The following is a 15,282-nucleotide window of genomic DNA, read 5'->3' as shown; positions in this document are numbered from 1 at the left end:
TATAACCCCCTCGGTTCTGTTTGCCAAAGTGAATTGATCAGAAGGCGCCCTTGAGCGCTTCGACCAGGTCGGTGTTTTCCCACGAAAAGCCGCCATCGGCGTCAGGCTTCTGGCCAAAGTGCCCATAGGCGGTGGTACGCTCATAGATCGGCTTGTTGAGGCCGAGATGCAGGCGGATCGATTTTGGCGTCAGGCCGCCGATCAGTTCGGGCAGGATTTCCTCCAGCTTCTCTTCCGAAACCTGGCCGGTGCCGTGGGTATCGACATAGAAGGACAGCGGGCGCGACACGCCGATGGCGTAGGACACCTGAAGCGTACACTTTTTGGCCAGGCCGGCGGCCACGACGTTCTTGGCCAGATAACGCAGAGCGTAGGCAGCCGAGCGGTCGACCTTGGTTGGGTCCTTGCCGGAAAAGGCGCCGCCGCCATGAGGGGCTGCACCGCCGTAGGTATCGACGATGATCTTGCGGCCGGTCAGGCCGGCATCGCCGTCCGGGCCGCCGATGACGAAATTGCCGGTCGGATTGACCAGCCACTCGGTATCGGCCGTCACCATGCCGGCCGGCAGGACTTCAAGCGCGTAAGGCTTGATAATGGCCTCGACATCAGATGGAGCCAGACCGTCCTGGTGCTGGTGGGAAACCAGAATTTTCAGGATGCGCGACGGCATACCATTTTCGTACTGGACAGTCACCTGGCTCTTGGCGTCCGGCTCCAGGCGATGTTCGCCGGCGTGACGGGCCTGGGCCAGACGGCGCAGGATATTGTGCGACCATTGCAGCGGGGCAGGGGTCAGTTCCTCGGTTTCGTCCGTCGCGTAACCGAACATGATGCCCTGATCGCCGGCGCCCTCGTCCTTGTTGTCGCCGGAATCGACGCCCTGGGCGATATCGGCCGACTGGGCGTGCAGGTGGCAGGCATAATCCGCCATGGCCCAGTGGAAACCCTTCTGCGCGTAGCCGATATTCTTGACGGCATGGCGCACCTTTTCTTCCAGGCCGCCGATGATTTCCTCGATCTGATCGTCACCAGCGCGCACCTCACCCGCCAGGACGATGCGATTGGTCGTTACCAGGGTTTCGCATGCCACCCGTGCTTCGGGATCACGCGCCAGAAAGGCATCGACCACGACATCCGAGATACGGTCGGCGACCTTGTCGGGATGGCCTTCAGAGACACTTTCGCTGGTGAAGATATAGTTGGAGCGCATGGTTCGGGACTTTCAGCAGGGCTTTCGCATTCCCTATAACCATATAAAGATATGTTTATATGATCAAGCGCCTTTTTAGATATTGTTCCGACGCGACCGTCTGTTTCGGACAACAAAAGGCCCCGCTTCCGGAAAAGCGGGGCCTCAGTCATTCCGATATCTGGAAATCTTACGCGTCGTCGTCTTCGGCGAGGCTGCGCACCAGTTCAAGGATGCGGCGGCGATGCTTGGCGTTTTTGATGCGCGGGAAAGCTTCGGCCAATTCGATGCCCTCGGTCGTCATCAGGAAACCGTGAACGAACTGTTCAGATTCCGATTCCGAGAAGCCCTCGACGGCTTCGTTCTCGCCATAGCCTTCAAAGAAGTACGCCACGGGGGCCTTGAGGGCCTTGGCAATTTCCCAAAGCTTCGAGGCGCTGATACGGTTGGAACCGCGCTCATACTTTTGCACCTGCTGAAAGGTCAGTGCGATGGTCTCGGCAAGGCCCTCCTGGCTCATGCCCAGGAACTTGCGGCGCATTCTGACGCGGGCGCCGACGTGCAGATCGACGGGGTTCGGGCCACGTTCAGCCTTCAAATTATCGTCCAACTTATGCCTCTTACTTTTTACCTGGCCGATGGGGGAAGCCGGCCAAACTGTATATTATACGTTAGCGCATAGCGAAACTGTTCACTTTGGGCTATCTCTTTTTGCATTCAGGCTCTTTTTTTCGCAGAAAAAGGCCGGTTTCCGATAGAAAAAGTCCCGCCGAAAACAATCAGTCCCAAGCAAAGCAGGACAGCAAACACTGGATAGGCATACCTCTGTTGTGCAAAAGCGGTAACATTTGCCTCGCCCGGTAAAGTTACGTCCATGTAACCCGCTACACCTAAACCTATTGCAGTGCCCGGAACAACTCTTCCCAGGGGATCAATGACGCCCGATATTCCCGTGGGGGTTGATCTGACCATAGGCAGACCTTCCTCAATGGCGCGGAAGCTGGCGAGGTTAAGGTGCTGCACAGGCCCTGTCGTCGGGCCGAACCAGGCGTCATTGGAGATATTAATGATCCATTTGGGCCGCATTATGTCGTTTGGTCCGTAACTGGTCATGTCCAGCGCCGGGAATATGCCCTCGTAGCAGATCAGCGGCAAAACCCTCGGTATGCCGGGAAAACTGTGCGGCCGTGTGCGTTCGCCGGGCGTGAAGCTGTCATCGAAATGCGTCAGGGCCGACATGCCGAGCGGATTGAGGATATCCTGGTAAGGCGTGAATTCGCCGAACGGCACGAGCTTGAACTTATTATATGACCCGATGATGCGTGTGCGGCCATTCTGGCGGTGCAGGGCCAGCATCGAATTGCGGTAGATGGGCTTGCCCGCCGGGGTCTCGCCGTCTTCGCGGGAGGTGCCGATCAGCAGGGACTGGCCGTCGGTCAGCAGATCGGCCATGTCCTCGACCGTACCCGTCCGCGGGTCCATCAGTTGTTCCCACATGATCGGCAGCGCGCCTTCCGGCCAGATGATCAGGTCCGGTGCGCGATGACCGGGTTTCGGCGGGGCCTTGCTCAGACCGATATAGGAAAAGAACAGGTGGCTGAAATTGGCATTATCCCACTTGGCGGCCTGGCTGATCGCCGGCTGCACGTAGCGGATAGCATAACCGGTATCGCTGATATGGGTGGTCATCAGTCGCGTCTGACCGACGCCGAAACAACCCAGAAGCGCCAGGGCGCCGAAAATCGCCGGGGCATAACCCGCAGCGCCTTTCCCGCGTCGGATCACGCCGACGCTGGAGAAGGCCAGCACGGTAACGAAACCCAGACCATAGACCCCGACATAGGCCGCCATCTGCGACATGGCGCTGCCGGCCTTCCAGGTCGAGCCTGCCGGATTCCACGGAAAGCCCGAAAGCACCATGCCGCGCGTCATCTCAAATATCGAGAACAGGGCCGCGAAGAAAACAAATCTTATCCAGCCCTTCGGCACCAGCTTCAGGTAAAGCACGGCGAATCCGCCCCAGAACAGGCCGATCCCGGCGGGCAACAGCGTGGCAGCGGGAATGGCCATCCAGCCATAGGTTTCGGCATCGACGAGGAAGGCTTCCGCCACCCAGAAGCACGAGACGAGGAAGTAACAGAAACCAGCCAGCCAGCCCATGAAAAAGGCGGTGCGTTTCGGCCAGTTACCAAGATGATATTCCAGCGCATAGAGCAGCAGGCCATAACCGAGCAGACCCGGCAGGAAGCCAAAGGGCGGCTGCGCGAAGGCAATCAGCAGGCCGGATATCGCCGCCAGCATACGCGGACGTTTGCGCGGATCGCCCATGAAGGTGACCACCGGCGCCAGAAACGGGTGTTTCAGGAAAGCGGCCAGCCTAGTCATCGGCGGACGTTACATCGGGCGCCGGCAGCCGGCGATGCAGGCGCAGGCGCTTGATGCGGCGTGGATCGGCATCGAGCACCTCGATATCGAAACCGGCATCGGCATAGGGCACGACCTCGCCGCGCTGCGGCACACGCCCCGCCAGCACCGCCACCAGACCGGCGAGGGTATCTATTTCTTCCTCGGATTCTTCCGGGTAAAGCTGGAGGCCGAGCTTTTCCTCCAGCGTCACCAGCTCGACGCGGCCATCGATTTCATATTGGCCATTGGGAAGCTCCCGCATTTCCTCATCGCCGGCCTCGTCATATTCGTCATCGATATTGCCGACCACGGCTTCGATCAGGTCTTCGAGCGTTACCAGGCCATCCGTGCCACCGAATTCATCGATCACCAGCGCCATATGGATACGCTGGGCCTGCATCCGCAGCATCAGGTCGGCCGTGGTCATGGAAGAGGGGACATAAAGCAGTTCACGGCGCAGGCGGTGCAGCACCGGTTCGGCCCAGTTCGGCGCCGCACGGCCCGGTTCCGGCGCCAGAAGCTTGAGGACATCCTTGATATGGACCACGCCGACCGGATCATCCAGGCCGTCCCGGTAAATCGGCAGGCGAGAGTGTTCGCTTTCAACGCAGATGCGTACGACATCGGCCAGGGTGCTCGACAGCTCGATGGCGACGATGTCGACGCGCGGCGTCATGACATCGGCGACGCTCAGGGATTGGAAGGCGCGGGCATGATCGATCAAATTGGCCGCGGCGGCGGCGCTGTTTTCGCTCTCGGTGGAGTCGAGGCCGGATTTTTCCGCCGGCTTCGGCCCGATCCCGAAAAAGGATAGAAAAGACTTGCGGGGCGCGTCGTCTGGCTCAGCCATGGCTATGTTCAGGTCCATAAGGATCGGCGACATTGAGGCTTTTCAGAATATCGCGTTCGAGATTTTCCATCTCTTCCGCCTCTTCATCGGTCATGTGATCATAACCCAATAAATGCAAAGCGCCATGGACAGAGAGATGAAGGACGTGATTTTTCAGTGTCTTCCGCTGTTCCTCGGCCTCACGCACACAGGTTTCAAGCCCAAGCGCGATATCGCCCAGATGCGCCATGCCCTTCATTTTCGGCGCGGGAAAGGACAGCACATTGGTGGGCGCGTTTTTCTGGCGGTACTCCTTGTTGAGCGACTTCATCTCGGCATCATCGCACAGCAGCACAACAATATCGGTCTGTTCGGTCACATTAACGGCGTTGAGCGCCGCCAATATGCCGGTTTGAACGACTTCCTGGACATCGGGCAGGGCATCGAGCCAGCCGTCTGCCTCGACCTCTATGTCAATCAAGGGTTCAATTTTTTCGCTCACGCCAATCTCACTGCGTTCGATGCTCCGCGGGGGCGGCGAAACGTCACCGGCGCCCAGTCGGGCGCTTGATGGCGAATATTGTTTTCAACAATCTTCGCCATCAGCTCTTGTACTCATTATCATAGGCCCGGACGATGCGCGCCACCAGTGCGTGACGGACAATATCCTCGGCCTTGAGTTCGGCCTTGCCGACACCCTCGACCTGATCGAGCAGGTGAACGGCATGGACCAGACCGCTGTCACCCCGGTTGGGCAGGTCGATCTGCGAGGGATCGCCGGTGACGACCATTTTCGAGCCTTCACCGAGGCGGGTCAGGATCATCTTCATCTGCATCCGCGTCGTATTCTGAGCTTCGTCGATAATGACATAGGCATAGGAGAGCGTTCGGCCGCGCATATAGGCCAGCGGCGCAACCTCGATTTCCCTGGTTTCGCGCTTCTTGGCGAGCAGTTGCGGCCCCAGAATATCATCCAGCGCGCCCCAGATCGGCGTCAGGTACGGATCGATCTTCTCGTTGAGATCGCCCGGCAGGAAACCCAGCCGTTCGCCGGCCTCGACCGCCGGACGGGTAATGATCAGCTTGTCCACCGCCCCCTTGAGCAGGAGCGAAACGCCATGCGCAACGGCGAGGAAGGTCTTGCCGGAGCCTGCCGGCCCCAGCGCGAAGACGAGGTCGTTTGTCGTCAGTTCATGGATGTAGGCCGCCTGGCCGGCGGTTTTCGCGGCGATGGCGCCATGCCGGCCCATGACGATGGTATTGCGCTGATCGAGCGGTACGGCGGATTGGAGTTTTTCGGACTTACCGCCCGTCAATTGCGGCTGGTTGATCAGGCGTCGGACATCGGCCTCGGCGATATCGACGCCCTGGTCGTACATATCGGCCAGGGCCACAATCATCGCCTTCGCCTTCTGGCGCGCACGGGCATCACCGGAGATGACCAGGCCACCGCCCGGCATTTCGACCAGCACCTTGAAGGCCCCTTCGATCATGGCGAGGTAGCGCTCCGAGGGCCCGACAACGGCCAGAACACAGGGGTCAGTCAGGCTGATAAAATCGTCCTTCACCGCGGCCATCAGGCAAGTTCACCTTTCAGGCTGTTATTGCTGTTGGCGATGATTTTCACCTTGTGAATCTGGCCGATCAGATGAGCGGCGTCTTCTACGAATACTGATTGCAGGTAGGGCGAGCGGCCAATGGCCTGACCCGCCAGACGGCCCGGCTTGTCAAACAGGATGTCCAACGTCTGGCCGATCAGCTTTTCCTTGAACGCCTGCTGCTGTTCGATGATCAGAGCCTGCAGGGTTTGCAAGCGCGCATCGGCCACGTCATCCGGCACCTGACCGGGCATACCGGCGGCAGGCGTACCCGGACGCGGCGAATATTTGAACGAGAAGGCCGAGGCGTAACCGACGCGGCGGATCAGGTCGAGCGTATCCTCGAAGTCCTTGTCGGTCTCGCCAGGGAAGCCAACGATGAAATCACCGGAAAGCGCCAAGTCCGGGCGCGCCGCCTTGATGCGATCGATCAGGTCGAAATAGGCTTGCCGGCCGTGCTTGCGGTTCATGGCGCGCAGAATCTTGTCTGACCCTGACTGCACCGGCAGGTGCAGATAAGGCATCATGGCCGGGAGATCGCGGTGCGCATCGATCAGGTCCTGCCCCATGTCGTTAGGGTGCGAGGTGGTATAGCGCAGACGATCGATGCCCTCGATATCGGCCAGGGCGTACATCAGCTTCGCCAGGGTCGATTCCTTACCATCGGCATCAAGACCGTTATAAGCATTGACATTCTGGCCCAGCAGGGTCAGTTCGCGCACCCCCTTGGCTGCCAGGGCTTTCGCCTCATCGAGGATAGAAGCAACCGGGCGCGACCATTCGGCACCACGCGTATAGGGAACTACGCAGAAGGTGCAGAACTTGTCGCAGCCTTCCTGCACGGTAAGGAAAGCGGCCGGGCCTGAGACCTCACGATCCACCGCCAGCGCGTCGAACTTGGCTTCCGGTGCGAAATCGGCCGAGAGGCGTTCGCCCTTGGACCGGTGGGTGCGGGCGATCAGTTCGGGCAACTGGTGGTAAGCCTGCGGACCGACCACCAGATCGACGGCCGGGGCACGGTGCATGATTTCCTTGCCCTCGGCCTGGGCCACGCAGCCGGCCACCGCAATGGTCATGCGGCCCTCGCCGCGCGCTTCCTTTTCCTCACGCATTTCACGCAGGCGGCCAATCTCCGAATAGACCTTTTCGGCGGCCTTTTCACGGATATGGCAGGTGTTCAGAAGCACCAGATCGGCCCCCTCGGCCTTGTCGGAGACCTCATAGCCCAGCGGCCGCAGGATATCCACCATGCGCTCACTGTCATAGACATTCATCTGACAGCCGTAAGTCTTGATGTGGAGCTTCTTTAAGGGGACGTGATCGTTCATGAGGGCGTTATGGGGATTCATTGGGGAAAAAGCAATAAGTTGCAGGGGTCTCGGACCCCTGCACCCCAGAACTTGTCCTTAATAATAACAAAAAACCGGACCCTTGGGCCCGGTTTTTTGTTATTTTCAAAGAATAGGTTCCGAGGTGCAGGAGGCTGTGCCTCCTGCAATCTTACTTCTCTTCCCCCAATGGCACCCCATAAAGCTCCAGCTTATGGCCGACCAGCTTGTAGCCCAGCTTTTCCGCCAGGGCCTCCTTCATCTTCTCGATTTCGGCATCGAAGAACTCGATCACCTGGCCGGTCTTGATATTGATCAGGTGGTCATGGTGCTCGCTGCCGGCTTCTTCATAGCGCGAACGGCCATCACCGAAATCATGTCGCTCGACCACACCGGCCTCTTCAAACAGGCGCACCGTGCGGTAAACCGTCGCCAGCGAGATGTTGGGATCAACCGCCGCGGCGCGATGATACAGCTCTTCGACATCCGGATGGTCTTCGGCCGCCGACAAAACGCGCGCCACAACCCGGCGCTGGTCGGTCATTCGCATACCTTTTTCGATACATTGTTGTTCTATGCGGTCCATGGCCGTAAGCTCCGGTATAGGCAAAAAGTCCCGCAAATGTATGGTGTTGCGTCTCAGAGCGCAAGCCTCAAGATATGGGCGTCCACCGGTGGTTTGTCCTTGCGGCTGTAATAGGCTTTCCGCCGGCCGGTCTTTTTGAAACCGACACTTTCATAGAGGCGCAGCGCCGCCGGATTATCGATGGCGACCTCAAGGAACAGCGATTCCGCGCCCTCGTCACGCAGGGCCTTGATGACCTGCTGAAGCAGCATCCGCGCCAGGCCGCGCTTCTGGAAATCCGGATCGGTGCAGATGGTCAGGATCTCACCCTCGCCGGCCACCACGGTCACCACCACGAAGCTGACAATCTCACCCTCAACCTCGAACACATAGGTACGATGATGCGGCTTGATCAGCAGGTCAGCGAAAACCCCTTCGCTCCAGCCATAATCGAAACACCGCGTATGGATGTGCTCCAGTTGCATGGACGGCGCGTCAAGCTGGCGGATCAGGGTCATAAGCGTCAGGCGTTCAGGCTGATAATACCGCGGGTCGAGGCAATGGCATCGGCTTCGCGCATATAGAGCGGGGTCAAATCATCGTGGCCCGCATCTATGGCCAGGTTTGAAATGGCGTCAAGCGATGGCCACGTTTGGGGGAATTCATCCGCTTTGGGCCAATAGCCGGAAAGCAGGGCGGCGGCCGGACCGGTAAGAGTATCGACCGAGTTCGCGGCGGCAAATTCCGTGATGGCTTCCGGTGCATGGATATCGAGTGTAACCGGGGCGCCGAGGGGAAAGCGCTGGACGTAAATCTGCCCACGGCCGCCATTCACCACCGCCAGACGGGTTTTATCTTGCAAGTTCGCATGACGACCGAGCGCCTCCAGTGTGCCGATGCCCTTCAACGGCACGCCCGCGCCCGTCGCCAAACCCTTGGCGAAGGACAGGCCGACCCGGACGCCGGTAAAGGAGCCCGGCCCTAAGGTAACGGCGATAAGGTTCAGATCCCTGGCCTTGATCCCCGTCGCGTGAAAGGCTTCCAGCGCCATGACCGGCAGACGTTCCTGCTGGCCGCGTGTCATGCCCTCGGTGATGTCAAACAGACAGGTTTCGCTGTCAAACAGCCCCAGGCCGCAGGCGTTCAGCGAGGTATCGATGACCAGTCGCAGAGCCAATTACAGCACCTGCTCGATGGATTTCACTTCCGGCACATAGTGCTTCATCAGGCTTTCGACGCCCTGGCGCAGGGTGGCCGAAGACGATGGGCAGCCGGAACAGGCGCCGCGCATATGCAGGTAGAGCGTGCCGGACTCAAGATCGAAGCGGTCGAATTCGATATCGCCGCCATCCTGCGCTACGGCCGGACGGACGCGGGTATCGAGCAGATCCTTGATTTCGGCGACGATCTGACCGAGTTCGCCTTCATAGACGATGTCATCCTTGGTGGTGACTTCGCGCAGAATCGGCTGGCCGCTGGAATAGAAATCCATAATAGCGGCCAGGATCGGCGGCTTGAGCTGGGCCCAGATCAAGTCCGAGTCCGGCGACCGACGCACGGTCAGGAAATCATTGCCGAAGAACAATCCGACGATGCCATCGAGCGCGAACAGGCTTTCGGCCAGAGGCGAAGCCTTAGCGTCTTCGGCCGTGCGAAATTCCTTCGTTCCCGTATCAAGCACGGCCTCGCCGGGGATGAACTTGATGACATCGGGGTTGGGAGTGGATTCGGTCTGGATAAACATGGCGGCGCCTTAAGCAATAACTGAGCCGTAAATGGGCCTAAAGCGCCGCCAAGACAAGAGGCTTGTTAAGGTCTGCTGATATCCTGGCCAAAACTAAGCAGATAGCCATTATTGTCCCTGATGGCGAACTCCAACATGCCGTAAGACATACGCTCCGGCCCCCATTCGACTGTCACCCTGTGCTTGATATCGTCATAAAGCACCATGACATCGTCGACGACAATATATTGCGTCGCTGTGGCTTGGGGTTTTCCCAGATGATCATTTGTCATGAACATCAGTTCGACCTTGTCTTTCACAAGATGGCACCAGTTGTCATCCGGCCTGGAAACGCATGTGAATCCGAGCGCCTCGGCATACCATTGTTTGGTTTCCGGGATACTCTCGGTTTGCAGCATTGGCGTCAGGCTTAACAGCATAATGGGTCTCTACAGCTTCGCTGCCCATTCGCGCAGCAGGGCATTGACGATGGTCAGCTTGGCGAAACTCCAGCCGCCGGTTTCCATATCGGCCATCATCTGTTGCAAGGGCTCGATCAGCGTCTTGTTCTCGGCTTCCCAGTTCTCGATAATCTGGGCCGGGCTTTCCGACGGCGACATGCGGGCCATCATAGTCTTCACCACCGTTTTCTGCTCGGACAGCACATCCTCGATCAAACGGCGGGTTGCCATGCGGTCCCACGGATCATGTGAGGCCAGATTGCCGGCGCCGGCCTGCAAGCCATCGAAACCGAAATGCGCGCCGGTCAGGAAATAAAGCTCGGCCGTCTTGTCGAGCGGCTTTTTCTTTTCCGTCGCCAGGTCGATGATATCCGACGCATGGTGGAAGGCGCTGAGGCGCGTGATCCGCGCCGCCAGGTCGGCCGGGCAACCCTGGGCTTCCAGCTCGGTCACGCGATCGGCCAGACGGGCCTTGGTGGCAGCGGTAAGGGCCGCATCCCCCTGGACTAGAAGGTTTGAGACCCCTTCCGCATACGGCTTCAGCATGGTGGCCAGATCGACCGTTTGCCCGGCATGACGTCGCGCGATCCAGTAGGTCTGGTGGCGGACAAAGCTGGCCAGATCGCTGTAAAGCGCGGTTTGCGCCTCTGCCGGTATTTTATTGTCAAGCGCATTGACCGCGCTCCACAGCGAATTGATGCCGAACAACTGACGCGTGGCCTCGAACGCCCGCACAAGGGCCGATGTATCGACCCCGGCGCCGTGGGTGAGGCGCATGGCGAAGCTCGGTCCGCAGACATTGACGATTTCGTTGCTAATCACCGTGGCGATGATTTCACGATGCAGGCGGTGCTTGCGGATGGCATCAGTATAGCCATGCAAAGCCGGCGGGAAATAGCGCACCAGCACCGGTTCATGCCCGGCATCATCCGGCGCATCTCCGGCCACGATATCATCGAACAGAACCAGCTTGGCGTAGGCGGTGATGACCGCCAGTTCCGGGCGGTACAGGCCGTGGCCGCCGGCCTTGCGCGCTTCGAGTGCGGAATTGGATGGCAGGCCCTCGACCTTGCGATCGAGACGGCCGCGCTTTTCGAGGCCGGACATGAAGGCTTGTTGTGCGCTATTGTCCGCGGCAGACGTCGCTTCCTGGAGTGACAGGGCCAGGGTCTGGTCATAATTGTGCTTCAACACATGGCGCGCCACATCATCGGTCATGCTGGCCAGCAGGTCATCACGCGCCTCGGCTTTCAGCTTGCCGGAGGCGATGACCTGGCTGAGCAGGATCTTGATATTGACCTCGTGATCGGAGCAATCGACACCGGCGGAATTATCGATGGCATCGGTATTGAGCCGTACGCCATTTTCGGAGCAAGATATCCGCCCGGCCTGGGTGACACCGAGATTGGCGCCTTCGCCGATCACCCTGGCGCGCACCTCATTGCCATCAATACGGATGGCGTCATTGGCCTTGTCACCGACATCGAGATGACCTTGCGCCGGTGACTTGATATAGGTGCCTATGCCGCCGAAATAGAGCAGTTCCACGCGCGCCTTCAGAATGGCCTGCATCAGCTCGAACGGCGAGACTTCATTGGCATCGAGATCGAGCAACGCCTTGATTTCCGGCGACAGCGGGATCGATTTCTGACTGCGCGGGAAGACCCCGCCGCCCTTCGAGATCAGATTCTTGTTGTAATCCTGCCAGCTTGAGCGGGGCAGGGCGAACATGCGCTGGCGTTCGGCGAACGATCTGGCCGGGTCGGGGTTAGGATCGATAAAGATATCACGGTGATCGAAGGCAGCGACCAGAAGCGTCTTTTCCGACAGCAACATGCCGTTGCCGAAGACATCGCCCGACATATCGCCGACGCCCGCTACCGTGAAGGTTTCCGACTGGATATCCTTGCCCATTTCGCGGAAGTGGCGCTTGACCGCTTCCCACGCACCGCGCGCCGTAATCCCCATAGCCTTGTGGTCGTAACCGACCGATCCGCCCGAGGCGAAGGCATCGCTCAGCCAGAAATTATAATCCGCCGAGACGCCATTGGCGATATCGGAGAAGGTGGCCGTGCCCTTGTCGGCGGCGACGACCAGATACGGATCGGGATCATCCCAGCGGATGACATCGGCCGGCGGAATTATATTACCCTTGCCGTCCAGATTGTCGGTCAGATCGAGCAGGCCCGACAGGAAGGTCTTGTAGGCGATGATGGCGGCGTTTTTCACCTCGTCCGGCGTGCCGTTTTTAGGCAGTTTCTTCGGGAAGAAGCCGCCTTTCGAGCCAACCGGCACGATGACCGCGTTCTTTACCTGCTGTGCCTTGACCAGCCCCAGCACCTCGGTGCGGAAATCGTCCTTGCGGTCGGACCAGCGCAGACCACCGCGCGCCACCGGTCCGAAGCGCAGGTGGACGCCTTCGACACCCGGTGACCAGATAAAGATTTCGCGGTAGGGCTTGGGCTCCGGCAGGTCGGCCAGTTCACGGCTGGCGACCTTGAAGGAGATATAGGGCTTGTCGTTACCCGCGGCGTCCTTCTGGAAATAGTTGGTGCGGCGCATGGCACCGATCAGAGCGGCCAGACGGCGCAAAACGCGGTCATGGTCAAGGCTGGCGACCTTTTGCAGCAGGGTATCGATATTTTGCGTGGCGGCTTCCACCGCCGTCAGGCGCAGCTTCGCATCGCCGCCACCCAAGGCAAACTTGGCATTGAACAACGCCAGCAGTGCCTCGACCACCTGAGGATTTTCGCGCAGGGCCGCCTGCTGGATATCGGGGCTCGGATCGAGTCCCGACTGGACGCGATAGCGGCAGAAGGCGCGCAACAGGGCCACCTCACGCCAGGATTGCCCGGTCAGGGCGAGGGCGTTGAAACCGTCATCCTCGGTCCGGCCGTACCACAAGGCCAGCAGGGTTTGCTCGAATTCATCGCGGAAATCGGCGAAAGCGCCGGCATGGCCGCGCGGCAGCTTCAGGATGAATTCATGCACCCAGTAGGTGCCGATCGCTTCCGAACGGACGTGATAGCCGTATTCCTCCAGCGTCTTCAGGCCCATATTGCCGAGAACCGGCAGGATATCCGACAGTGGAATGGCTTTTTCGGCGCGCGTGTAGAGCTTGAAGCAGAAGATGTTTTCCGCATCTTCCAGACGTTGGTAGGCCCGGACATTGACCGGTGCATCCACCGCAAGCGCGCTAAGAACCGTTGAATCGGTTACGGCTTCGGCCGGCGTATAACGATCCTGATAGCCGGCAGGGAAAGCCGCCGCCCAGGTCATCCAGTCGAGACCTTTCGTCGCCGTTTCCTGCCGCGTCACCTGCGCCTCAACCTTTTGCGGCCAGGTGCGGGTAATGTTCTCGATATCGGCCTCGACATCGGCGATATTGGGATCGAAGTGATCGCCGGGGGTAACGCCGATAATATAATGGATGCAGGACAGCAGCGAATCCGAGATATAGCTGTAGGACGCCGAAACCCGGCCGCACCACGCGGCGGCCAGGATATCCCCGGCCTGTTTCTGCATCCGCGACTGGTAAATTTCGCGCGGAATATAGAGCATCACCGAAATGAAACGGTCGAACGGATCGGTACGGGTAAACAGCTTGACCCGCGGCCGGTCACTCAGGTGCAGCACGCCGCGGGCGATGCGCAGCAAATCCTGCTCCGTCATCTGGAACAGTTCGTCGCGCGGATAGGTCTCGACGATGTTCTTCAGGCGCTTTTCATTATAACCGCCCTGGAGACCCAGCGCCGCCGCCTCATGCAGCACATGCTCGGCCTTTTTGCGCACCAGCGGCACCTCGAAGGCTGGCCGGTCATAGGCTTCAGAGGTGAAGAGGCCGACGAAACGCACCTCACCGGACGCCTTGCCGTCGGGGCCATAGCGCTTCACCCCGATATAATCCATATAAACCCGGCGGTGGACACGGGACTTGAGATTGGCCTTGGCCACTGTCACCGGCTCTGAGCTTTCCAGTTGCGTCATCAGTTGCTGGCTGAGAACCGCCGGCTCGCTTGAGCGGCGCAGAACGGCGCGGTTAGCGTCACGCAATACGCCGAACCCTTCCTGCATCTGGTTTAGCGGCTCCTCGCGGGCATATGATCCGTCATCAGCGCGCGGATAGGCATAGCCGCGGGCGCCCAGGAAGACGAAGTGGTTTTCGTCGATCCAGCGCAGGAAGGCGAGATTTTCTTCCAGGGTCGCGGAATCAATGCCGGGATTACCACGCTGGCGTTCGAGCGCCTCGATCTCATCGGCCAGAAGCTTCTGCATTCGCGGGAAGTCACGCACCGCCAGCTTCAGGTCGTTCAGGCTCTGGTCAATGCCTTCCAGTATCTGTTTGTGCCGATCGGCACTCTGTCTTTCGATGAAAACCAGCATCATCGACTCTTTCGAGTCATCACCCGCCTTATTGCGGTTGCCGTCGAAATCACGGTGCGTGGTCACCACCGGATGGAACATCGACCGGATCGAAACCCCCTGGTCGATCAGTTCGCCCATCACGGTTTCGACGATGAATGGCGAGTCGCCCTGGACGATCTCGACTGCGTCATAGGCTGTCGGCTGGCCCGCTTCATCGAGCACCGGCATGATGCGCCGCAGGGTCTGGGCGCCATCGCGCCGGCCGCCATACTGCCAGAAGCCGTCAACAACACGATTGAGATCACCGGCGTCGAGGCCCGGCAGTTCGTCCGCGTCGAAATCTTCAAGTATCTGGGTCAGGAAGCTTTTTTCACATTCGTCAAGCCTGAGGAAATCCTTCGCTCCCCGGCTGGCTATGAACGCCCTGATCAAGGCGTCTTTCGAGGGGGATTGGCTTTCGCCGGGCGTGAGCGTGTCCATATGTATTTCCACTTGTCCTGACCGCGAGTGCCGGGTGGCGCCGGTTCACGGTTCATTATTATAGGCTCCGAGCTGGAGCCGGAGTATGCGACGCATTGTTTAACAAAAGCCCGCAACGGTTTCACTACAAAGTTGCCCTGGAAACGGGATTTTGTGATCACTTTATTGGCGCTCAAACGGCGCGGGCCTCCTCGCATCGGCTCGGACGCACACTTGTGCTTGCCGGACGCTTTGCGTCCGGCATGCGCTCAAACGGCGCGGGCCTCGCATTCATTGTGCGCAATAAAAAGCCGCCAATCCGGCGGGGACTGGCGGCTTTGGCGCAAAAACCCTTTATG

Annotated in this window: 13 protein-coding genes; all 13 read right to left on the bottom strand. The window is 59.4% G+C overall.

Annotated features, from left to right (window positions below; translation table 11 throughout):
- Nucleotides 1–37: 37 nt before the first annotated feature.
- The 13 genes from metK to BLO49_RS14195 all read right to left on the bottom strand — a co-directional run bounded on the left by metK (nucleotide 38) and on the right by BLO49_RS14195 (nucleotide 14,944).
- Nucleotides 38–1,210, bottom strand: a complete 1,173-nt coding sequence (gene metK / locus BLO49_RS14255; RefSeq protein ID WP_090649878.1) for a methionine adenosyltransferase — start codon at nucleotides 1,208–1,210, stop codon at nucleotides 38–40.
- 169 nt (nucleotides 1,211–1,379) lie between these two features.
- A complete protein-coding gene (locus BLO49_RS14250) occupies nucleotides 1,380–1,799 on the bottom strand; it encodes a helix-turn-helix domain-containing protein (protein ID WP_090649877.1) in 420 nt (139 codons plus the stop codon).
- Between the two features lie 107 nt (nucleotides 1,800–1,906).
- On the bottom strand, nucleotides 1,907–3,574 hold the full coding sequence (lnt, locus tag BLO49_RS14245) for an apolipoprotein N-acyltransferase (protein ID WP_090649875.1): 1,668 nt from the start codon (nucleotides 3,572–3,574) through the stop codon (nucleotides 1,907–1,909).
- Complete coding sequence (locus BLO49_RS14240) at nucleotides 3,567–4,478, bottom strand: hemolysin family protein (protein ID WP_245679051.1); 912 nt, start codon at nucleotides 4,476–4,478, stop codon at nucleotides 3,567–3,569. The genes lnt and BLO49_RS14240 overlap by 8 nt, the downstream gene beginning before the upstream one ends.
- Nucleotides 4,438–4,926, bottom strand: a complete 489-nt coding sequence (gene ybeY, locus BLO49_RS14235) for an rRNA maturation RNase YbeY (protein ID WP_245679050.1) — start codon at nucleotides 4,924–4,926, stop codon at nucleotides 4,438–4,440. The genes BLO49_RS14240 and ybeY overlap by 41 nt, the downstream gene beginning before the upstream one ends.
- Before the next feature lie 100 nt (nucleotides 4,927–5,026).
- Nucleotides 5,027–6,001 carry a PhoH family protein gene (locus BLO49_RS14230; protein ID WP_090649873.1) on the bottom strand — a complete coding sequence of 325 codons (975 nt, stop codon included), beginning with the start codon at nucleotides 5,999–6,001 and terminating at the stop codon, nucleotides 5,027–5,029.
- Nucleotides 6,001–7,350 (bottom strand): tRNA (N6-isopentenyl adenosine(37)-C2)-methylthiotransferase MiaB, encoded by a 1,350-nt coding sequence (miaB, locus tag BLO49_RS14225; protein WP_090649872.1) that lies wholly within the window; start codon nucleotides 7,348–7,350, stop codon nucleotides 6,001–6,003. The genes BLO49_RS14230 and miaB overlap by 1 nt, the downstream gene beginning before the upstream one ends.
- Nucleotides 7,351–7,522: 172 nt before the next feature.
- Nucleotides 7,523–7,936: a Fur family transcriptional regulator gene (locus tag BLO49_RS14220; protein WP_090649870.1), complete on the bottom strand. Its 414-nt coding sequence runs from the start codon at nucleotides 7,934–7,936 to the stop codon at nucleotides 7,523–7,525.
- Nucleotides 7,937–7,989: 53 nt separating this feature from the next.
- Complete coding sequence (rimI, locus tag BLO49_RS14215; RefSeq protein WP_090649869.1) at nucleotides 7,990–8,433, bottom strand: ribosomal protein S18-alanine N-acetyltransferase; 444 nt, start codon at nucleotides 8,431–8,433, stop codon at nucleotides 7,990–7,992.
- A gap of 5 nt (nucleotides 8,434–8,438) precedes the next feature.
- A complete protein-coding gene (tsaB, locus tag BLO49_RS14210; protein ID WP_090649867.1) occupies nucleotides 8,439–9,092 on the bottom strand; it encodes a tRNA (adenosine(37)-N6)-threonylcarbamoyltransferase complex dimerization subunit type 1 TsaB in 654 nt (217 codons plus the stop codon).
- The gene (locus BLO49_RS14205) at nucleotides 9,093–9,659 is read right to left on the bottom strand and encodes a NifU family protein (RefSeq protein WP_090649866.1); all 567 of its coding nucleotides are present in this window, start codon (nucleotides 9,657–9,659) and stop codon (nucleotides 9,093–9,095) included. It lies immediately after the preceding gene.
- Nucleotides 9,660–9,724: 65 nt separating this feature from the next.
- Nucleotides 9,725–10,078 (bottom strand): VOC family protein, encoded by a 354-nt coding sequence (locus BLO49_RS14200; RefSeq protein ID WP_090649864.1) that lies wholly within the window; start codon nucleotides 10,076–10,078, stop codon nucleotides 9,725–9,727.
- A 9-nt stretch (nucleotides 10,079–10,087) separates the two neighbouring features.
- A complete protein-coding gene (locus BLO49_RS14195; RefSeq protein ID WP_090649862.1) occupies nucleotides 10,088–14,944 on the bottom strand; it encodes an NAD-glutamate dehydrogenase in 4,857 nt (1,618 codons plus the stop codon).
- Nucleotides 14,945–15,282 lie beyond the last annotated feature (338 nt).

This window comes from Asticcacaulis taihuensis, from assembly GCF_900100255.1.
GTDB lineage: Bacteria > Pseudomonadota > Alphaproteobacteria > Caulobacterales > Caulobacteraceae > Asticcacaulis > Asticcacaulis taihuensis.
This window is presented reverse-complemented; position numbering and strand designations above follow the sequence as displayed.

What these genes read in the sequence shown, in the direction of transcription:
- metK (WP_090649878.1), bottom strand. Translation starts at nt 1,210, where the DNA reads ATGCGCTCCAACTATATCTTCACCAGCGAAAGTGTCTCTGAAGGCCAT.
- lnt (WP_090649875.1), bottom strand. Translation starts at nt 3,574, where the DNA reads ATGACTAGGCTGGCCGCTTTCCTGAAACACCCGTTTCTGGCGCCGGTG.
- BLO49_RS14240 (WP_245679051.1), bottom strand. Translation starts at nt 4,478, where the DNA reads ATGTCGCCGATCCTTATGGACCTGAACATAGCCATGGCTGAGCCAGAC.
- BLO49_RS14230 (WP_090649873.1), bottom strand. Translation starts at nt 6,001, where the DNA reads ATGGCCGCGGTGAAGGACGATTTTATCAGCCTGACTGACCCCTGTGTT.
- miaB (WP_090649872.1), bottom strand. Translation starts at nt 7,350, where the DNA reads ATGAACGATCACGTCCCCTTAAAGAAGCTCCACATCAAGACTTACGGC.
- BLO49_RS14220 (WP_090649870.1), bottom strand. Translation starts at nt 7,936, where the DNA reads ATGGACCGCATAGAACAACAATGTATCGAAAAAGGTATGCGAATGACC.
- rimI (WP_090649869.1), bottom strand. Translation starts at nt 8,433, where the DNA reads ATGACCCTGATCCGCCAGCTTGACGCGCCGTCCATGCAACTGGAGCAC.
- BLO49_RS14205 (WP_090649866.1), bottom strand. Translation starts at nt 9,659, where the DNA reads ATGTTTATCCAGACCGAATCCACTCCCAACCCCGATGTCATCAAGTTC.
- BLO49_RS14200 (WP_090649864.1), bottom strand. Translation starts at nt 10,078, where the DNA reads ATGCTGTTAAGCCTGACGCCAATGCTGCAAACCGAGAGTATCCCGGAA.
- BLO49_RS14195 (WP_090649862.1), bottom strand. Translation starts at nt 14,944, where the DNA reads ATGGACACGCTCACGCCCGGCGAAAGCCAATCCCCCTCGAAAGACGCC.